Here is a 16,376-nt window from a genome sequence, read left to right as displayed (position 1 = left end):
TAGCAATAAACACAAAAATATTAAGTTGATTTTTTGTTTTTTACCTTCCCTTTGACAAAACAAGGTCAAAGAGGGTGTTACACATAGTGTTGTTGAAGTTATTTTTTAATAGTTATTTAGTAAACACACTCATGTGGAACCATATTAGCGTTTGAATATAATCTTCAACGCATATTTAGTCCCAACAGTTGCAGTCTCTTTTACACAATCTGCCGCTACTTCAGTAGAAGTAATTGGAGAGTTTCTTTCTGCCTGTGCTCCTATTTTTATTTTTAGGGCATCAGACATAGCTACTGCATTTGCCAATGAATCACACGCTTGCTGGGACATACTGTCAAATTCGATAGTATACTCAGTCCCATTAGCTATCCCATTAACCTTAAATTCACCTCCAAATGGCGTAACAAGTTTATCCTGATTGATATATTTCTTTGCAACACGATCACTGTCTATTAACAACTTAGCGTCAATTGCTCGTCCTAAATCCATTTGAGTCACATCATGTATGGCTGACTGAACGGTACCTATTAAACCCGTTGTTTCTAGAATACGGTTTTTTTGCGCAGCTTTAGCAAACTGTGAAATCACAATCGCTGTTAACACCCCAATAATAACGAGTACTACCATCAACTCAATTAATGAAAACCCTTTTTGTTTTGCTGATGTATTTATTTTCTTCATATTTTTTCTCCTTTTTTGTTGTTTATTACGTTGGTTTGATTTTTTGTTGTTTATTGCTTTTTTATTGTTTATTACAGCATTAAGTATTTAACCTGATGCTTTGAGACAAAATTACAGGATTTAATTTTAGGTCACAATATTTAGCACTTTTATCGGACAAATTGATTGGCGATTACCCCATAAAAACTCTTTAATATTATTCCATGTAGACACTCCCCCATTTAATCTTTTTGACATAGACAAACCCATCCATAAGCCTGTATAAGGCTTATATTATTAGTGGCAAAAAAGATTTCTAAAACTTTGCATGACCTTACACATCAGAAACGCACAACCTGCATCAACTTCTTATGCTTTTAAATTTATCAACATGCTGATAGATTAACGAATATGAGCTATGGAACGCTCAATATGAACATTTTCAATTTATTCCCCATTTTTGCAAAACATCTTTAACTTAAAGATGTCCAAAATTAAACCATAGGAAGTAATTCATGTCATTCTTTATAAGGTAACAGTCTGTATGTCAAGCTTACAATTTATGTTTTAATATAACTTATTGTTTATTAATACAGAAATTGGATTACCGATCAGAATGATTATCTGCACAAAACATATAACCCGCTCTATTAACCGTTTTAATCAACGAACCATTAGTTGTTGCTATACTCAACTTTTTTCTAAGCTTGCTAATTAATACATCAATCGTTCGATCCATACCATCATATGGTCGATCATATACACACCAAGAAAGCTCATCTCTTGAGACAATTTTATTTGACTGTTTTAGAAAAAAACTTAATGCTAAAAACTCAGACAAAGAAAGTTTATGAGGATGTTTTCTCACATCAATTAGGCATTTTTGATCTATATCCAAACAAATATCATTAAAAAAAATATGCTTATATTTTTCATCTTTGTTGTTGAGGATTCTCAATATTGCACTTATTTTTGCTGATACAATCTTTATATCTGTTCCCTTGTCAACGTAATCTATAATACCAGATTGGTAAAACATTACCTCTAACTGAATATCTGACTTATCGCTAATCACAATAATAGGCAGCTCAGATCGGCTTTGGTAAACTTCATAGCATAATGTATTAGTCAATGCTCCATTGATAACACTTGAAAGAACTAATAGATCAACTTTTTGAGTTATCAAAAACTTATCTAGTTGTAAAACATTGTTACATTTAATAATTTGGCAATTTTTTAAATGATTACTTAATTGATTAACATAATATTTATCAACCCCCACTATTAAGATATTATTTTTAACCAACTCTCTATCCCCCATGAGCTAGACATCGATATGGTCTGCTGCAAGATAATTCCTTAAGAAGAATTTGAGCTGCAATAGCTGATCAGTAAGACAAACAATAGAAAACTTACAATGCTCCGCTCAGTACTCCTTATTTTCTTTCTATCTCTTCTCATCTTTAGCTTGATAGATTATTAATCAAGAATTTAGCTAGAGAAATCTTTACTGAACTAACTCATTGGACTCAAAATTAAGCTTGGATGACATTATCTAAATAAAAAAAATTCTTATCACTGTATAAAATGTACTGAAATGTTAATAGATGTCTAGTTAAGTACTATTTATGTTCAAATCAAACACACTCAAATGACACAATCTGCTTAATATTTATGCCTTAAATAAATAGACTTTACGAATAGTAAATTTTAGTTAGTTTTGAACAATACAAATTCAGCCTAGCTAAAGCTCTTTATTTAATCCTGCTGACTGAGTATTTTCATTATTAAATATCAAGTTTCCTTCAGTAAAACTTATATTTTGTTTTGTTTCTTGAACTGGCAGGTTAGATGTTTTTGGTAATTGTATAACGTTTAAACTATTCCCTTTTTCACTTGAATTTTGAATCTCTAAGGAATTATTTTTCCCAGGATTTTTATCTTTTGTATCTTGCTCTTGCTCAATATCAAAATGCTTTTCATTATCTGGCTTATCTGTTGTAAGATTTATCAATTTTGTTTTTAAGTTTGAGAAAAACAATGAATCATAAAAAAATAAATATCCTATCGCCAATGTTGCTGTTACTAATGCCAAACCAATTAAGACATTAGTTGCAATAGCTACACCTATCAACTCTCCAAGTAATGGTGTTGCTAAAATTGCTAACAACGCAGCCAATCCAATGATTAACGTGCGCTTCCATTCATAGAACTTTTGCAGCACAAATTCACGTGTATTAGACCATATTTGCCCTGTTCCTTGAATCTTTCCTTTAACTTGCTCTAACTGATCCCGAGATTCACAATATATCTGTTCAGGGGTGATGTTTTCTTCATTAAACAATCGTTGATAAGCCTTATATGCTCCACTCACAGCGCCATAAATTGCCCCATAATATATCATATTTGACACTTGGTTAAACCAATTACCCATTGAGCTTAGCCCAACAAAGGTTGCAGCACCTCCTAACCAAGTTAACCCTTTACTGATAAGATACTTAAACCGATTTCCTTCTTGTTGCCCTGTATATAAGTTTGCACCTGTATACAGAGCAGCACCCCCTCCTACAAGCCAAGCCATATTCGCACCTGGTGACAATATACTTATACCAGTACACAATGCAACGGCCAAAGGCAACGTGATCACCGCCTTATCTAAACTATTCACACCTGCTGCACAGGCAATTGCACCTAGCTCTGCCAATTTATCACCCAAAATATTGTCGATGTACCCTCTTTCTTTGAAATAAGATTCTTTAATCCGCTCTAAACCAGTTTGACTAATATAGCCAGCAAGTGCTCCTGCTGATAGACCTGCAAATATTCCTGCAAATGAATAAGCACTCCCCCCTGCCAAAACAGTAGATAATACTGCTGCACCAAGCTTTTGGCATGTATAACGATCATTGCTCCCATCTTCATTATTTTGGCATATTGCATAACGACTTCTACCCAAAAATCGCTTTTGAATCTTTTCTTGTTCCCTTAGCAACTCACGTAAACCTTCTACACCTATTGCATCTTTTAGATCTACTCCTAACAGAAGAGTGTTTTTATTAAATTTGACATTTTCTAGATCGCTATCACGCAGATAGGCATAAATCAACTTCGTACCCCTAAAGTTGATATTCTTGCCCTTTATTTTGTTTAGGTGAGCATAAGAAAAATTACCGTTTTCTGCATTGACGTTTGGCATGTTTGCACCATCAAACACAGTATGAACAGCATGCGTATATCGCATAACTGCATTTTTAAAGTCAGCACCATCAAACTTACCACGATCTAATATCGCATGAGTCAAATTTGCGTTTTTAAATTGTGCTTGTAAACGAGCTGTCACAGCTCTTAAATTAGCATGCTCAAGATCACCATAATTCAAATTTATTTTATCTAAAGTTGCTTTATCAATATTCGCATGGGTGAAATCAGCAGCATAAGCTATAGCGCCATTAAAATTACTACCCTGGAATTCACTTTTCATCATACGTGCTCTAATCATTTTGACATTTTCAAAATCGACTTTTGCACCATTGATAGCTCGAGCTCCAATTAAATTAGCATCATTCAATGTGGCATCTTTAAATGAATTATCACCATCAAATTTTACCCCTTCAAAACAACTTGCACTTAAATTAGCATGATCAAACTTGCAATTTTTAAATGTCACTTTAGCGAAAATCACACCAGAAAGATCAAGACCAGAAAAGTCCATATTTTCAATAACCAAGTTTTCATCACTAAAATTAGCGTGATAAGTCAACTTTTCCTGCGAACCACCTAAAGGATTACCGTTAGACTTCTCTTTGTGCTGCTCCAAAATAAAATTGTTTAAAGGGATAACTGATTCAGAATGTTTACAAGCATTTACATAAGATTGCAAATCTTCTTTTGTCGCTTTTAATAACACCTTTTTACTGTTAACAACTTTAGTGTCCATAGGGATATAACATGGATCAGACTGTACTCTCTCCTTTAAATTAATTAGTAACTTTTGCTCATGTGCGTGCAATGCTATTTGTTTTTGTTTTTCAATTTCTTGTGTTTCGTGTTTTATTTTCTCCTTGAATTTTCGGTTTTCTTCAGTTTCCCAAAATATACCTACGAATTTATTGGCAGCCTTATCCCAAAAGCTCTTATTTTTTGCCTGTTCACTTTCTAAGGTTTGAACTTTCTGATTTAGCTCTTTTTTGAACTTATTTTCAATTTGCTCATGCTCACTATACCATTTTAGTGATGCTTCCTGTTTGATTGTAAATATACCAAGCTTATGTACAAATTGTGGATCATAATAATCTAGATATAAATGATCTAATAATCGGCTATTTCGTTCATAACCATAAAAAGAACAATTTTTCAATTTTGTACCACGAAAATCAACTTTACTCAAATCTACATTTTTAAAGGTAACCTTATCAAAAAGGCAATCACGTAATACTACATTTTGAAGGCTACTTTGAGTTTGAGTATCAATACGATATTCGTTTTTATCTACTTGCCACTCTTGTTTCCAACCAGGATAAAAATAAACACTTGAAAATGTACTACCAGAAAAATCTCCATCGGCAATGTCTATGTTTTCCTCATCATACTCTGAAGAAGGGTGTTCAGGATCTAAACCTATCTGTACATTACAAATATTAGCAACAACAAGTTCACCGTTTTGGTATGGATAAGCTTCTAAAGAAGAGGGCTGAGCATTTTTCTCTTTAACGACCAAACTACCATTTTCTTTATATAGCTGTAATTCCCCTTTTGCTATTTTCGTTTGAAGATAGTCATTAAAATTACCTCGTGCATCACGATCTTTTTCTAAACGTCGGGAATCAACATAACGTTGCAATAAGCTAAGATTCCCTCTATCCTTTGAAATCTCGATAAGTAGTGTCTTACTTTTTATCTCTTCTAGCTGATTTAGTAATTCTTGATGATCTGGCATAGCTCCACCCCTTTTAATTATTATAATGAGGCACTAATGTTCTGTAGTGTGGCTTTCATCACACTTTATAAATTAATTCCTAAATGATTTAACTATTTTTTATATCTAGATTCTGTACTTTTAAATTACTTTTATTTTTATTAAATATAGGCTCAATCATTTCCTGTTTTGCTGGGTTTCTAAGGTCAATTACAAACTCACCATTTTTACTCTTTTCACCTTCACCATAATAACCAGGCTTTTGCTTATAACCTGAAAATATTCTGGTATGAAGGTAACCTACAGAATGTCCTATTATGCTCAATACATCATTCATTCCATAGGACTCTGGTTTAAGCCGAATATAAAAAGGCTTATCTTTATACTCTGAATCTGTGACATAATGTTGAACTTTTTCTAGTATAGGTGCTTCACTGGCATCATGAATCTCTCCTTCATATGGTTGTGGCATAGAAAATAAGAGATGTCTAAACTTACGACCATCTTTGGTTAAGATATACTGATTTTGATCTAAGTCCACTCCCCAAACCAAATCGCCATGTGTCGATAAACGTTGGTATGAAGCTGCTGCTCCATTAGGCTTAAGAAACTCATATATTGCACAAGCTTCTTGCTGAGTTAACCCCTTTATTAATATTGTTCCTCTTTCAAATCCACCACCAAGACCTCCATTACGAACAGTTTGAGGTAAATGCCCTAATATTTTATCTTTAATAAATTTAGCAAGATTTACTTTACTTGTTAACGTATCTTCAAAGCTATTCACCTCAGATTTTTTAATTGAGAATTCTTTATTCATACCTTCGCAATCAGTTTTATTAATAATGCAAAACTCATCGTCTTCGTTATTCACCTTATTTACTTCAATCTTACTATTGACCTCACTTGCTTCAATTTCTTCTAAGTTGATTATTGAATTAGCTTTAGACAAAGTTTCCCATTCATTTTGATTGTTTTTATTCTCAACAGGGTCACTTACCTTATTGTTTTCCTCACGCCTAAATGGCTTCAAAACGTATTCGTAAATAAAGTCTCCCACTTGTAATGCACAATTAATACCACAGTTGATCAACTCCTTTAAAAGTCTAATAAAAAATGAATCTTGCAATAAACTTTCCTCAAAAACAAAGCAATGATTTTTCATTTTAGCTTTATTAATAACGCTTATAGACGTTACTTCACTACCATTTAGTTGAACATCTATACCATTTTTCCGTAAAGTCTTTAATGCTACTTCTTGTGTCTCTTTCCGTTTTGTTAAATTCTGAATATAAACATCTGGCATATTCTTCACCTATTAACCTTTAAAACTTGATATTTGTATCTCTTGTGATTTTATAAAATTTACTTTATTAGATTAATTTCAAGACTACAATCTTTTAGCAGACTTTCAGACACCTTGATGATATTAAGCAAAAATACAGTTAGCTGTGTTATGTAAATCCATACCTATATATTTAATCACCTTATATCTTGAATACCAAAAATGGATGCTATTAGATAATTATGCATTTATAATTCTACCGAATTATGCCTTTATCTCACCAAAAGGAAATCCATTATGAAAAAAACTATTACGTTCACATCGCTTATGTTGGCAGCTAGTTTCACTTTAGCGTGCTCAGCTAAGAACCAACTCAACATTGTTTTTACTTCGGCAACCAGTGAAAACGTTTCACATAAAGCCTATGTTGCGCTAGGTAAAGTTCTTTTTAGTACACCTGAAATTGCTAATGAGTTACATGCATATAACACCAGTATTAATCATAAAACAGGTGAAATTCGTCTTGATATTTCAAAAGAAGAACAAAAGGAAAAACTACTTAAAGAAATTAAACAACTTCTTAAGCAACATGATTTAAAGCCTGTACGTGTTTCTTATGAACACATACAAGCCTAAGTTAGGGAATGTAATATTAGAACATCAAGAATAATTATTCTGGCATTATTTATTAATATGTATCCAATTGTATTAAAGTGACTAGCAATATTGAGTTTGCTGTCATAGATATGTTATATAAATATTGTGAATCATTTTGCAAACTTGCTGACATTGAGTTTTATATGTTTTTCACCGATTAAATTTTGATAAGAGGAATACTATCGTTTGCAATTCAATTCGCTCAAAATCAGTATAAATTTCTGTGTTATAAAACCCATAAAACGATTTGCAATAGGTATCAGATGTAAATAAGATTTGGAAAAAAGAAGGCAAATTACTATGCTAGATAAGTTAAATGAGTTAACAAAAATTGCTAAAAAAAATGTGCTTATAGTTGATGATGATAATGAAATGATAACGTTATTAAAAAATTTACTGATCAACAACGCCTACCTTGTTGATACAGCAAAGAGTTTATCAGAAGCATTATCAATTTTATTAAAAAAAATACCTGATATTATTATTCTTGATGTAATGTTGCCTGATGGTAATGGAATTGATATCTGCCGTCAAATTCGCAGTCAACACAATATCCCAATCATAATGCTCACAGCGATTGATAGCGATACGAAAAAGATACTTTCATATGAATTTGGAGCGTGTCAATATATTACTAAGCCGTTTAATGCAGAGGTGTTACTTGCGCAAATTAAAAGCGCATTGAGAACATATTCTGTTGACTATAAAGATGCTTCTAACAAAAGATATATACACTTTGAAAATTTAGTTTTAGACTTCTTTGACCGCGTATTAATAGATCAAAATGGCATTAGTATTGAACTGTCGAATTCTGAGTATGACTTACTTAAAATACTAATAGAAAATAATCGAAATATTATTTCCCGGGATGACGTGACAAGGGCAATTTATAATCGTGAGTATGACGGTTGTGATCGCGCAGTTGACGTTGTTATTGGTAGACTCAGGAAAAAGGTAGAAAAAGACACGGCTAACCCCAAAATCATAAAAACAATTCATGGAGTTGGATATATTATGGTTGCTGATGTGCATTACTCAGACACAATTTTAAGGCAAAATACCTACGATGAAAATAAAAGTTAAAACAAAGATTTACTTCTGGATTATCCCCAAGTTATTTATTGTTTTTTTATTGCTCAATGCGACTTTTATTATTATTTCATATTTTAACTACTACGATAACAGATATTCTCAAACGATTTATTCATTAACGAATGCCGTATTCAATTTACATTATAATGCCTTACCTAATGCAGAAAATAAGCAATCATCATATCTTAATACCTGGCCAGATTACATAAAATATAATTTATCCGATAATGGTATATTTAGTAAAAAACTAATGCTTAACATAGCTGAGCTACAGCAAGGCTATAAGTCACAAACTTATCGAGAAGTTCGTAAAAGGATACAAGAACTTTTACCAAAGTCAGAATATGGATATGGAAAAAATGGGGTGTCGATTTGTTATCAAGATATAGACTTTTGCGTTGATTTTGTTGTTGAAAACACAAATAGAATTTACTTATATCTTCTACTTGTTGTTTCATTATTATTTATCGCTTTCATGATTCCAATTTATTTTGCTTATACTCAAAAGCTATTAAAACCATATATCAAAATGCAAAAATTAGCTGAAAATTTAGGTTTAAAAGTAAAGAAACATTCACTATTTACCCCTTTCTTTATGCAAGATACAGCAGATCTTATGGTACAAGTAAGTGATAAAGTACAAACGATGTTAGATGAAGCTGTTCATACTTTAGCAGCGTTGTCACATGATTTAAAAACTCCACTGACAAAAGCAAAACTTTATATGCAAAACTCTATTCCGGAAGTCTATCATCAAGAATTACTGAAATATTATGCGGATATGGAATATTTGCTTAACCAAATGAATGTGTACAATGAAAAGGCACATAAAATTGAAAAAACTCAACTTGTTGAGTTAGTCAATTTTATCGATGCAACTTGTCATGAGTATCAAATTAATTTTTTTAACGTTAAATTTGAGTCTGAATTTACTTCTGTCGTACTTCCTTTACAAAGAAAAGCATTTAAGCGAGCTGTTCAAAACCTTATTGACAATGCAATTAAGTATGCAAATGGTGTAACAGTTATAGTAACAAAGATACCAAACGAAAATGTGCTTTGTGTAAGGTTTACAGATGAAGGACCAGGTGTAGATCCACAATTCATAGAGAAACTATGTGATCCATTTTTTCGTATGGATCAAGCAAGAAGTCATAATTTACCAGGATTTGGCTTAGGTTTATCTATCGTTAAAGAAATTGTAGAGCATAATAATGCTCACTTAGAAATTTATAACCATCCTGACAAAAGAGGGTTGGTAGTAGATATCAAATGGAATATAACTGAGTGTCAGATTAAATATTCATATTTATGAAACGGTAATATTACCCAAAACTTTGTGCCATGCCCAACTATACTTTCAAAACCAATTTTTCCACCTAGACTCTGTGAACTTCTCTCTTAACAAGAGAAAGGATAATTTGAAGTGATTGGTCGAGAGTAAATTTGGCGTCCCCAAGGGGATTCGAACCCCTGTTACCGCCGTGAAAGGGCGATGTCCTAGGCCTCTAGACGATGGGGACAAGGAAAATTTTACTGTTTTTTGAATTTCATCTCAAAACTGAGAGCGCATTCTATTGGTCTTTGATACCCTTGTCAAGCACTAAGAAAAAATATTTTTCACTAACTTATTGCATTGCACACAGCCTATGAATGGCTGTACATTTTACTAGCATTTTTTTGTAAAACCCGTTACCCTAATGCCAGTTTTTAGCCTTGGTATTCTTTATTCTTAAATAGATGGTATGACGTAGGTTATCTCCATATGCTTACTTACCATTGAAAAGATAAAGATACATACGCAAAAAAAAGAAATTCAATAAACCTTAGGTAATAACTATGACAGCAACTGTGATTGAAACACCTGCACTTGAAATAAAGCAGAATAAAAAAGTTTTTATTAAAACACTGGGTTGCCAGATGAATGAATATGATTCATCACGCATGAATGAAGTACTAAGTGAACACTTTAATACAACAAAAACAGATGATTACAGTAAAGCAGATATTATCTTGATCAACACTTGTTCAATTCGCGAAAAAGCACAGGAAAAGGTTTTTCACGAACTAGGTCGCTGGAAATACCTGAAAAACAAAAATCCTAACCTTGTGATTGGCGTAGGCGGCTGTGTTGCTTCACAAGAAGGTGAAAATATTATTAAGCGGGCACCATTTGTTGATATTGTTTTTGGGCCACAAACCATTCACCGTTTGCCTGAGCTCATTAAACAAAAACAAATCACGCAAACTGCACAAGTTGATATTTCCTTTCCTGAAATTGAAAAGTTTGATCACCTTCCTGCACCTAAAGCAGAAGGTGCTAAGGCCTTTGTTTCAATAATGGAAGGCTGTGACAAGTACTGTTCATATTGTGTTGTACCTTATACACGTGGTCCTGAGGTAAACCGCCCGTTTGAAGATGTATTAGCTGAATGCGCCATTCTTGCCGAACAAGGGGTTAAAGAAATTACACTTTTAGGTCAAAATGTGAATCACTACCTTGGTAAAATGTCCTCGGGTGACACCGCAGATCTTGCACTTCTTATTCATTTTATTGCCGATATTGATGGTGTTGAACGCATTCGTTTCACAACTTCTCATCCTGTTGAATTTTCGGATAATCTCATCAATGCTTATGCTGAAGTACCACAACTTGCCAACCATTTACATCTGCCAGTTCAGCATGGTTCTGATCGTATCTTAGCCGCTATGAAACGTAATCATACGATTCTAGAGTTTAAACAAAAAATCCGTAAGCTTAGAAAAGTGCGTCCAGATATCACGATTTCATCTGATTTTATTGTTGGCTTTCCTGGTGAAACTGAAGAAGATTTTGAAAAATTAATGGATTTGGTTAAAGATGTTCACTTTGATCAGTCATTTAGCTTTATTTATAGCAAACGCCCTGGCACACCCGCTGCTAACTTGTTAGACGATACTCCACTGGAAATTAAAAAAGGACGTCTAAAGCGTTTACAAGATCAATTAAATCACAATGCAATGATTATCAGCCGTCAAATGGTTGGGGCAACTCAGCGCATTTTAGTTGAAGGGATATCTAAGAAAGATCGACACATCCTTGCCGGGCGCACAGAGAATAATCGTATCGTTAACTTTGCTGGCGATTCTAGTTTAATTGGACAATTAATTGATGTTAAAATCGTTGAAGCCCTGCCACACTCACTACGCGGAGAGATAATTTAACTTCATGAGAACCATACAATTCGAACTTGAGCCAGATAGCGCCCAAATGCTGGTAAAGCTTTGTGGCAATCTAAATGAAAATTTACATTTAATTGAAAAATACTTAGCAGTTGAAATTATCCAACGAGGCAATAATTTTCGCATCGTCGGACCCAAAACAGCCGTTAAAGACGCTAAAGCATTTTTAGAAGAGATATATCAAAAGCTGGTTAACGATCTAAATTTTGAACTTAATAACAAAGAACTTAATATTGCATTAAATGAAATGTCAAAGAGCAATCCAAACGACAAAAAAGAAAAATTTATTCCTGAGTTTATTGTTATGATTGGTCCACGTCCGATCAATCCTCGCACAATAAATCAAGAACGTTATTTAAAGCGTATTCATGAAAATGATATTAATTTTGGCATAGGACCGGCTGGAACCGGTAAAACCTACCTTGCAATGGCTTGTGCTGTTGCTGCTTTTGAAAAAGGACTAGTTAAGCGCTTGGTACTTGTTCGCCCTGCAGTTGAAGCTGGGGAAAAGCTTGGGTTTCTACCAGGCGATTTGGCACAAAAAGTAGACCCTTATTTGCGTCCTATGTATGATGCTTTATATGATTTGATGGGTGTTGAGCGAGTAACCAAATTAATCGAAAAACAAGTTATTGAAATTGCACCTTTAGCCTACATGCGTGGGCGCACAATCAATGATTCATTCATCATTTTAGATGAAAGCCAAAACACGACCAAAGAACAAATGAAAATGTTCCTAACACGCATTGGATTTAACTCAACTGCAATCGTCACAGGCGACATCACGCAAGTAGACTTGCCCAAGGGGATTACTCCAGGGCTTCGTCATGCAATTGAAGTCTTAGCAGGAGTTGAAGGGATTAGTATGACCTTCTTTGAAACTGCGGACGTTGTGCGTCACCCAATTGTGCAACGGGTTGTTGCTGCATATGATTTCTATGAGCAAAGCCATAGCCAAGATTACTAGAACAATGCTGATACTGGATATTAATAACCCTGATAGTTTAAACGTCCCAGATGAAAGAACACTATCTGTTTGGTGCAAAGTTGTACTTAATACACTTGATATTAAACAAGCTATGATCAGCATACAGATTGTCAATACGGACGATATGCAGTATTTCAATCGTACCTATCGCCATAAAGATAAGCCTACGAATATCTTATCTTTTCCTTTTGAACAGCCACCAGGCTTACCACAAGAGGCAGATATGGAGAGTTTTCTAGGGGATTTAATTATTTGCCCTATTGTTTTAGAAAGTGAAGCAACACAGCAGAGTAAATTGCTCGATCATCACTGGTGTCATATATTAATACATGGCATACTGCATTTACTCGGCTATGACCACATTGAAAAGGCCGATGCTGACAAAATGGAGAACCTTGAAATTTCTTTGTTAGCACAGCTTGGTATTGATAATCCTTATGTTGAGAAATAATGGACAATGGACGAAAAACAGACAAAGAATGAAAACTTAGGACAGGGGCAAACCTGGTTAGAAAAAATTGCTGCTACTATCTTAATGCCACATAGCCCTTCCGATTTTCTTGGTCTTGTTAATCTTGCTGTTAAAAAAGGTACGATTGATACAGATTCACGCGATATGATTAAAGGGGTTTTAAATGTTGCTTCCTCTTCAGTGGGTAATATTATGATTCCACGCACGCAAATGGCAACAATTCATGCGGGGATGACAAGTAAAGAAATCATTCAAACTGTCATTAATTCAAGCCACACACGCTTACCACTTTTTTCGGAAAATCGTGAAGATGTCTTGGGGATCCTACATACAAAAGATTTATTAAAAATTGTCGTTCAATACACAGACTTAAGCCTTGAGCAATTAAAATCAGCACTGCGCCCTGCTATCTTTGTACCTGAAAGCAAAAAATTGGATTCACTATTGCGAGAGTTTAAATCAAGCCATAATCACCTTGCAATCGTTGTTGATGAATATGGCGTTATTTCGGGGCTAGTCACTATTGAGGATATTCTTGAAGAAATCGTTGGCAACATTGAAGATGAATTTGATGAAGAAAATACACAAATCACGCGAATTAATGATAATGAATTTAGTGTTGATGCACTTACTGAAATCGAAGATTTCAATGATTATTTTGACTGTGCGATTGATGATAATGAAGTTGACACAATCGGTGGTTTAGTAATCAATCAACTTGAGCATTTACCTGATGTTGGCGAAGAAATCGTATTTGGTGATTTTACCTTCCGTGTTACTGCTGCTGATAAACGTCGTGTACGTACCTTGCACGTTATACGCAAAAACAATGCTTAATTCACATGCGCTTATTTCTGATTAATTTCTCAGCTCTTTTGTGTGGCGCGATTCTAACCTTATCCTTTTCACCTATTGGAATTGCCAGCCTTGCATTCGTCTCACTCGTAGGTTTTTTTTATCTCATTGCTCAAGAGAAAACAATAAAAAAACAGTTATGGTTAGGTTACTGCTATGGTGTGGGATTTTTTAGTACCAGTATATCTTGGGTCTATGTGAGCATTTATGCCTTTAGTCAATCGATTTTCTTGAGTATCAGCTTAACGACGATATTTATTCTATTTTTAAGCACTTTTTTCCTTATTTTTGGCTATTGTTTTGGCAAACTAAATAATAAACACTTGAGTTATCGCCTGTTGATTCTCCCAGTTTGCTGGTTTCTACTTGAGTTGTTACGTACCTACTTATTTACTGGCTTCCCTTGGGTCTTATTAGGCTACTCACAAACCCATACCATTTTTTCAGCTTTTGCACCAGTTGGAAGTGTCTTCTTAGTAGGATTTATTGTATGTTTTATGTCACTTTGTTTAACAGAAATTTTGTTAAATCTACGTCATTTTAAAACCGTTATCAGCATGTTGTTGCTTATTACGCTGTGCTTTATTAGTGCCTTGGGTCTCAGGCAAATAAAATGGACACATAGTGATGGCATTGATAAAACTGTCACCATTATTCAAGGCAATTATATTCAGGATCAAAAATGGGATCCAAGCACGTTACAAACAATTATCGATCATTACTACAAAATAACTCGTAACAACCCTGCAGACTTAGTCTTTTGGCCAGAAAACGCTATTCCAACCTTCAAACCTTTTATTGAGCCTTTTTTAGCACAAATTAATGATTTAGGAAAAAATCAAGAAAGTGCAATCTTAGTTGGAACCGTGGCACTTAATCACAAAGATCAATACTTTAACTCAGCATTTGTTTATGGTTTAGGTTCTGGTTACTACCATAAACGTCATTTGGTTCCCTTTGGAGAATATTATCCTTTTTCTTATTTTCTTGAGCCATTTATGGCTTATTTCAACATTCCTATGTCTAGTTTTACTAAAGGTGCTAAAGTACAACCGCTATTAAATATGAATGGCGTCAGCATTGCTTTGTTTATCTGTTATGAAATCGCTTATCCCTCTGAAGTACGTGCACAATTACAAAATGCTGACTTAATCACCGTTATCAGTGATGACGCTTGGTTTGGTGATTCGCTGGCACCTTGGCAACATGAAGAGATTTCACAAATGCGCGCTATTGAAACAGGTCGCTTTGTTATTCAAGCAACCAACAATGGTGTCACTTCAATCATTAACCCAAAAGGTCAAACTATTGTAAGCTTACCAAGAAACAAGCAAGCAGTATTAAAGGGTAATATCAAAGCCATACAAGGCAATACCCCCTGGATGAAATATGGTCTTTTGCCAATTTTATTCCTGAGCTTATTGTTTATTGTTATCACCCTTTTTATCGGCTTGAAAAACACAATCTTTACAAGCACCAAGATCTAGGCACGGTTGATTTCTTGCCAACGCTCAGGAGTTCCTACGTCACACCAATTCGCATGAAATAATTCCCCACTAATTAGCTTTTGTTTAATAAAAGGTTGCCAAATCCGTGGTAAAGAAATTTTAGAACCGACAGGGATACCTTTAAATAATGCTTTTTTATACACACTAATGCCCGTATAAGTGTAACTTTGGCAATTATCATTAATCACTATAATTTTCTTGTCGCTTGTTAAACAAAAATCTCCTTTTAGATTATGCACTGGATTAAGCACAAGCACTAAATGTGCTAATTCACTCATCAATTTACTATGTTCCACTATTGAATGAAAGTTGTAATTGCTTATTATATCTGCATTTACAACGATAAAAGGATCGCTTAACCAAGGTAATGCCCGTATAATCCCACCACCTGTATCATAAGCACCCAGTGGTTCATACAAATACCGAATTGTAATACCCCAACGCTCACCAAAGCCAATGCGCTTAACAATCAGTTCAGAAAGATACGCAACGTTGATAATGATACGGCTTATACCCGTATCAGCCAAATTTTCTATTTGATGCTCAATCAATGCCTTGCCATTTACTTCTATTAAGGGCTTAGGGGTATGATCCGTAAGTGATTGCATTCTACGCCCACGCCCTGCTGCTAAAATCATCGCACTGATATTATGCTTGTTATCCTGTTTTTTCATATTGTTTTTTAGATTAATGTTGTTCATTTTTGATATCACTTACGCAGA

General features: G+C 34.2%; 13 protein-coding genes and 1 tRNA gene. 8 read left to right on the top strand and 6 right to left on the bottom strand.

Annotated features, from left to right (window positions below):
- Nucleotides 1–144: 144 nt before the first annotated feature.
- The 4 genes from M1V25_RS04100 to M1V25_RS04085 form a co-directional block, all read right to left on the bottom strand.
- Nucleotides 145–681, bottom strand: a complete 537-nt coding sequence (locus tag M1V25_RS04100; RefSeq protein WP_498842511.1) for a type 4 pilus major pilin — start codon at nt 679–681, stop codon at nt 145–147.
- A 583-nt stretch (nt 682–1,264) separates the two neighbouring features.
- Nucleotides 1,265–1,981: a winged helix-turn-helix domain-containing protein gene (locus M1V25_RS04095; protein ID WP_498842510.1), complete on the bottom strand. Its 717-nt coding sequence runs from the start codon at nt 1,979–1,981 to the stop codon at nt 1,265–1,267.
- Between the two features lie 423 nt (nt 1,982–2,404).
- Complete coding sequence (locus M1V25_RS04090; RefSeq protein ID WP_498842509.1) at nt 2,405–5,596, bottom strand: pentapeptide repeat-containing protein; 3,192 nt, start codon at nt 5,594–5,596, stop codon at nt 2,405–2,407.
- A gap of 88 nt (nt 5,597–5,684) precedes the next feature.
- Nucleotides 5,685–6,881 carry a hypothetical protein gene (locus M1V25_RS04085; RefSeq protein WP_116963572.1) on the bottom strand — a complete coding sequence of 399 codons (1,197 nt, stop codon included), beginning with the start codon at nt 6,879–6,881 and terminating at the stop codon, nt 5,685–5,687.
- A 276-nt stretch (nt 6,882–7,157) separates the two neighbouring features.
- On the opposite strand from M1V25_RS04085, the gene M1V25_RS04080 reads away from it, so the two are divergent.
- The 3 genes from M1V25_RS04080 (at nt 7,158) to M1V25_RS04070 (ending at nt 9,924) form a co-directional block, all read left to right on the top strand.
- Entirely contained in the window at nt 7,158–7,496 is a 339-nt protein-coding gene (locus M1V25_RS04080; RefSeq protein WP_498842508.1) for a hypothetical protein, read from the top strand.
- 321 nt (nt 7,497–7,817) lie between these two features.
- Complete coding sequence (locus M1V25_RS04075; RefSeq protein WP_116963570.1) at nt 7,818–8,600, top strand: response regulator transcription factor; 783 nt, start codon at nt 7,818–7,820, stop codon at nt 8,598–8,600.
- Complete coding sequence (locus M1V25_RS04070) at nt 8,584–9,924, top strand: sensor histidine kinase (protein ID WP_116963569.1); 1,341 nt, start codon at nt 8,584–8,586, stop codon at nt 9,922–9,924. The genes M1V25_RS04075 and M1V25_RS04070 overlap by 17 nt, the downstream gene beginning before the upstream one ends.
- Nucleotides 9,925–10,056: 132 nt before the next feature.
- Here the strand turns inward: M1V25_RS04070 and M1V25_RS04065 are convergent.
- A tRNA-Glu gene (locus M1V25_RS04065) sits at nt 10,057–10,132 on the bottom strand.
- A gap of 352 nt (nt 10,133–10,484) precedes the next feature.
- Here M1V25_RS04065 and miaB point away from each other — a divergent pair.
- Genes miaB through lnt form a run of 5 tightly spaced genes read left to right on the top strand, consistent with a single transcriptional unit; the run spans nt 10,485 to nt 15,633 of the window.
- Complete coding sequence (gene miaB, locus M1V25_RS04060) at nt 10,485–11,813, top strand: tRNA (N6-isopentenyl adenosine(37)-C2)-methylthiotransferase MiaB (protein WP_498842539.1); 1,329 nt, start codon at nt 10,485–10,487, stop codon at nt 11,811–11,813.
- A gap of 4 nt (nt 11,814–11,817) precedes the next feature.
- Nucleotides 11,818–12,798, top strand: coding sequence for a PhoH family protein (locus tag M1V25_RS04055; protein WP_498842507.1), 981 nt, complete (start codon nt 11,818–11,820; stop codon nt 12,796–12,798).
- Nucleotides 12,770–13,270, top strand: a complete 501-nt coding sequence (ybeY, locus tag M1V25_RS04050; RefSeq protein WP_239986739.1) for an rRNA maturation RNase YbeY — start codon at nt 12,770–12,772, stop codon at nt 13,268–13,270. The genes M1V25_RS04055 and ybeY overlap by 29 nt, the downstream gene beginning before the upstream one ends.
- A gap of 6 nt (nt 13,271–13,276) precedes the next feature.
- The gene (locus M1V25_RS04045) at nt 13,277–14,128 is read left to right on the top strand and encodes a CorC family transporter (RefSeq protein ID WP_116963567.1); all 852 of its coding nucleotides are present in this window, start codon (nt 13,277–13,279) and stop codon (nt 14,126–14,128) included.
- 5 nt (nt 14,129–14,133) lie between these two features.
- Nucleotides 14,134–15,633, top strand: coding sequence for an apolipoprotein N-acyltransferase (lnt, locus tag M1V25_RS04040; RefSeq protein ID WP_498842506.1), 1,500 nt, complete (start codon nt 14,134–14,136; stop codon nt 15,631–15,633).
- Here lnt and M1V25_RS04035 read toward each other — a convergent pair.
- A complete protein-coding gene (locus M1V25_RS04035; protein WP_498842505.1) occupies nt 15,630–16,355 on the bottom strand; it encodes a nucleotidyltransferase family protein in 726 nt (241 codons plus the stop codon). The two genes, lnt and M1V25_RS04035, sit on opposite strands and share 4 nt — an antisense overlap.
- Between the last annotated feature and the right edge of the window lie 21 nt (nt 16,356–16,376).

It is taken from the genome of Candidatus Nebulibacter yamunensis (genome assembly GCF_024208055.1).
GTDB classification, from domain to species: domain Bacteria; phylum Pseudomonadota; class Gammaproteobacteria; order Francisellales; family Francisellaceae; genus Caedibacter; species Caedibacter lacustris.
This window is presented reverse-complemented; position numbering and strand designations above follow the sequence as displayed.